The sequence below is a fragment of the Rhizobacter sp. P1_G5 genome, from assembly GCF_056405435.1.
Genome location: NZ_JBFUCB010000512.1, coordinates 1 through 4,438 on the forward strand (window position 1 = coordinate 1; position 4,438 = coordinate 4,438).

General features: G+C 68.9%; 5 protein-coding genes. All 5 read right to left on the bottom strand.

Features of this window, described 5'->3' with window-relative positions; genetic code table 11:
- Nucleotides 1-224: ATP-dependent dethiobiotin synthetase BioD (gene bioD, locus AC1D12_RS25755; protein ID WP_477843770.1), on the bottom strand; the 224-nt coding region annotated here is incomplete at its 3' end.
- Nucleotides 221-1,522, bottom strand: coding sequence for an adenosylmethionine--8-amino-7-oxononanoate transaminase (bioA, locus tag AC1D12_RS25760; RefSeq protein WP_477843772.1), 1,302 nt, complete (start codon nt 1,520-1,522; stop codon nt 221-223). The genes bioA and bioD, both read right to left, overlap by 4 nt.
- Entirely contained in the window at nt 1,522-3,306 is a 1,785-nt protein-coding gene (gene aceK / locus AC1D12_RS25765; RefSeq protein WP_465112752.1) for a bifunctional isocitrate dehydrogenase kinase/phosphatase, read from the bottom strand. The genes bioA and aceK overlap by 1 nt, the downstream gene beginning before the upstream one ends.
- A 13-nt stretch (nt 3,307-3,319) precedes the next feature.
- Complete coding sequence (can, locus tag AC1D12_RS25770; protein ID WP_465112753.1) at nt 3,320-3,994, bottom strand: carbonate dehydratase; 675 nt, start codon at nt 3,992-3,994, stop codon at nt 3,320-3,322.
- A gap of 60 nt (nt 3,995-4,054) precedes the next feature.
- The coding region (locus AC1D12_RS25775; protein ID WP_477843774.1) for a Type 1 glutamine amidotransferase-like domain-containing protein at nt 4,055-4,438 on the bottom strand (384 nt) is incomplete at its 5' end.

The window sequence follows — 4,438 nt, forward strand, 5'->3', positions numbered from 1 at the left end:
GGGTTGTCCAGCTCGCGCGGGACCGCGACGGTGGCGGCGGCGCGCAGCGCAAGCACGTCTTCGTTGTCGTCGCCGTGCGGCGTCGCGATCGTGCCGGCGGCCACCGGTTTCATGCCGACGACGCGCTTGTGGCGGCGGCGCAGGTCGAGCATCAGCGTGCTCGCGACCAGGGTCTTGCCGACGCCGGTGTCGGTGCCGGTGACGAAATAGCCTTCGACGTTCATTCCAGGGTCTCCTGCAGTGCGGCCAGCGCACCGCTTGCCAGCTGCGCGCACGCCGCCTCGTCGATCACGTACGGCGGCATGAAGTACAGCGTGCTGCCGATCGGCCGCAGCATCAGGCCGTGGCGCAGCGCGGCCGCGTGGTAGCGGCGCGCGAACAGCGGATCCGCGCTGTCGATGTCGAACGCCCACACCATGCCGAGCCGGCGGCTGCGCAGCACCGCCGGGTGCGCGCGCAACGGCTCGCACAGCGCGTCGAGCGCCGCGGCCGTTGTCGCGTTGTGCGCCATCCAGTCGCGCTGGCCGAAGATCTCCAGCGTCGCGAGCGCAGCACGGCAGGCCAGCGGGTTGCCGGTGTACGAATGCGAATGCAGGAAGCCGCGCGCCGTGCTGTCGTCGTAGAACGACGCGAACACCTCGTCGCTGGCCAGCACCGTCGACAACGCCATCGTGCCGCCGGTCAGCCCCTTCGACAGGCACAGCAGGTCGGGCCGGATGCCGGCCTGCTGGTGCGCGAACAGGCTGCCGGTGCGGCCGAAGCCGACCGCGATCTCGTCGCACACCAGGTGCACCTCGTAGCGGTCGCACAGCGCGCGCAGCTCGCGCAGCCAGGCCGGGTCGTGCATCGCCATGCCGGCGGCGCACTGGATCAGCGGCTCGACGATCACCGCGGCGATCTCGTCGTGCCGCGATTCGAGCACCGCCTGCAGCGCCTGCGCACAGCGGCGGGCCACGTCGGCCGCCGTCTCGCCCGGCAGCGCGCCGCGCGCATCGGGGCTGGGCACCGTCGCGCTCAGGCGCACCAGCGGGCCGTAGGCATCGCGGAACAACGGGATGTCGGTGACCGACAGCGCGCCCACCGTCTCGCCGTGGTAGCCGCCCTCGATGCCGACGAATTTGTTCTTGCCGGGCCGGCCGCGGTTGCGCCAGTGGTGGGCGCTCATCTTCAGCGCGATCTCGGTGGCGGCCGCGCCGTCGCTGGCGTAGAACGCATGGCCCAGGCCGGTGAGCTCGGCCAGCCGCTCCGACAGCGCCACCACCGGCTCGTGCGTGCAGCCCGCCAGCATCACGTGGCACAGCGTGTCGAGCTGCGCATGCAGCGCCGCGCGCAGGTGCGGATGCCCGTGGCCGAACAGGTTGACCCACCACGAACTGATGCCGTCGAGATAGCGCCGGCCGGCCGGATCGATCAGCCACACGCCCTCGGCGCCGGCCACTTCGAGCAGCGGCTGCGTCTCGTGCTGCTTCATCTGGCTGCAGGGGTGCCACACCGCGGCGCGGCTGCGTTCATTCAGGGTCATCATGTCGAGCCTTGCTGCGCCGCGCGCAGCCGTCGTTGGTTCTTGAAGCGCCGCGCCGGGTCGTACGGGAACACGTCGTGCACATGCCCGGCCTGGATGCGCTCCTTGCGACGCTGCCAGAAATCGGCATCCAGCAGGTCGGCATGGTGTTTCATGAACACCTCGCGCACGCCCGGGTGGCCGAGCAGGAACGGCCCGAAGGTCTCGGGAAACACGTCGCGCGGCCCGACCCGGTACCAGACCTCGCCGGAGAGTTCTTCCTCCTCGGTGCGCGCGGCCGGCACGCGGCGGAAGTTGCAGTCGCTCAGGTACTCGATCTCGTCGTAGTCGTAGAACACCACCTTGCCGTTGCGCGTGACGCCGAAGTTCTTCCACAGCATGTCGCCGGGAAAGATGTTCGCGGCAACCAGGTCCTTGATCGCGTTGCCGTACTCGACCACCGCGTGCTCCACCTGCTCGGGCGTCGCCTCCTGCAGGTAGATGTTGAGCGGGATCATCCGGCGCTCGATGTAGACGTGGCGGATCACCAGGTCGTCACCGTCCTGCTCGAGCAGGCTGCCGCAGAAGTGCTTCAGCTCGGCCACCAGCTCGTCGTCGAAGCGCACCCGCGGGAAGGCCACGTTGCTGTACTCCAGCGTGTCGGCCATGCGCCCGACGCGGTCGTGCTGCTTCACGAGCAGGTACTTGCTCTTGATCAGCTCGCGCGTGGTTTCCTTCTGCGGCGGGTAGAAATCCTTGATCACCTTGAACACGTACGGGAACGACGGCAGGTCGAACACCAGCATCACCATGCCCTTGATGCCGGGCGCGATGCGGAACGTGTCGCTGCTGTGGCGCAGGTGCGCGAGCAGGTCGCGGTAGAAGATGTTCTTGCCCTGCTTCTGCAGGCCGAGCGCGCTGTACAGCTCCGAGCGCGGCTTGCGCGGCATCAGCGAACGCAGGAACTGCACATACGCCGACGGGATCTCCATGTCGACCAGGAAGTACGCACGCGCGAAGCTGAACAGCATCAGCAGGTCGTCCTCGCTGAGCAGCACGGTGTCGATCGTGAGCCCCTTGCCGCCGGCGCTGTGCAGGATCGGCAGCGCGAACGGCGTCTCGCGGAAGCCGTTGATCACCTTGCCGACCGCGTAGGCGCCCTTGTTGCGGAAGAACAGCGAGCTCAGCACCTGGATCTGGAAGTTCGCGCGCGGCCGGAAATCGCCCATCTGCGCGGTGACGGCGGCCAGCACGTGGTCGATGTCGCGATCGAGATCCTCGAACTCGCAGGCCAGCTGGAAGTTGTGCACCACGCGCAGCCAGGTCTCGCGCAGCGTCTCGCGCGTCGGGTAGTAGGCGCGGTAGGTCGGCTGCGATGCCGGYTCGTCGTTCTCGATGTACTCGGTCGACACGGCCGGGCGCACGAAGATGAAGTCGTTGTTGAAGTAGCTGCGGTGCAGGATCTTCGTCGTCACCGAGTTGAAGAAGGTCTCGGCGAGCTCGGGCTGGTGGTGGTTGGTCAGCAGGCCGATGTAGTGCAGCTTGGCTTCCTGCCAGGCCTCGGACGACAGGCTCGCGGCATCGAACTCGGTCTGCAGCCGTTCGACGGCCTCGTCGACGCGCACGTCGTAGAACTCGATGCGCTCGCGCTGCGCGCGCTGCTGGCCGTGCCAGTCGGCGCTCTCGAAGCGCTGCTTGGCGCCGGCGCTGGCCGCGCGGAACAACCGATAGTGGCGGTTGAAGCCGTCGAGCATCGCCTGTGCGATGCCGAACGCGCGCGCGTCGGTGAGGGCCTGCGGGAACATGCGCCGCCGCGGTTCAGCCGACCGCCCCCATCGAGGCATAGCGCGACTGCAGCCCGGCCAGCGCGTCGTCGTACGCCGTGCCGACCTGCTCCGGGCCGGCGATGGTGATCTTCATGTCCTGCAGCAGGCCGTTGTACAGGCCGTAGAACCAGCCGTGGATGACCAGCTCCTGGCCGCGCCGCCAGGCCTCCTCGACCACCGTGGTGTGGCAGACGTTGCGCGCCTGCTCGATCACGTTCAGCTCGCACAGCGCATCGACGCGGCGCGATTCCTGCACGGTGTCGAGCCAGGCCTGGTGCTTGTTGCGCACGTCCTTGACGTGGCTGATCCAGTTGTCGGCCAGGCCGACGCGCCGGTCGTGCAGCGCCGCCGCCACGCCGCCGCAGCCGGAATGGCCGACCACGATGATGTGCTTGACCTTCAGCATGTCGGTGGCGAACTGGATCACCGACAGGGCGTTCAGGTCGGAGTGCACCACCACGTTGGCGACGTTGCGGTGCACGAACAGCTCGCCCGGCGCCAGGTCGACCAGCTCGTTGGCCGGCACGCGGCTGTCGGCGCAGCCGATCCACAGGTACTGCGGCGCCTGCTGCTTCAGCAGGCCGGTGAAGAAGCCCGGCGTGCGTGCTTCGGTGCGCTGCGCCCACAGGCGGTTGCTGTCCAGGAGTTCTTGCAGGTCGGTCGTCATGATGTTGCAGTGCAGCGAAGACGCGGCAGTGTAAGCAGTTGCGGATTTGCTCTCGCCCTCTCAGGCCAGCAGCCGGGTGATGAGGGGCGCGGGCTCGCCGTCGATCCAGCGGTGGGCGCGCTTGCCCTCGACCGAGGCGACGGCTTCGACGAGACGGCCTTGCGCATCCAGGCGCACCGCCGCACTGTCGTCGCAGGCCAGGCACTCGCCGGCATGGTCGCGCGCGACCTGCTCGACGAGCGGCCGGCGCCACGATTCGCCGTCGTAGTGCGGGCAGAAGCTGCCGGCCGCGAAGCCGAGGCCCGGCTTCACGCCGCCGCCGGGCACGCTGTCGGTGACGTAGCGGTCGAACCAGCAGTTCGCGCCGGCACTGATGCCGGCCAGCACGCCGCCGGCATCGAGCAGGTCGGCGAAGGCGGCCGCCAGGTCGTAGAGCTGCCACAC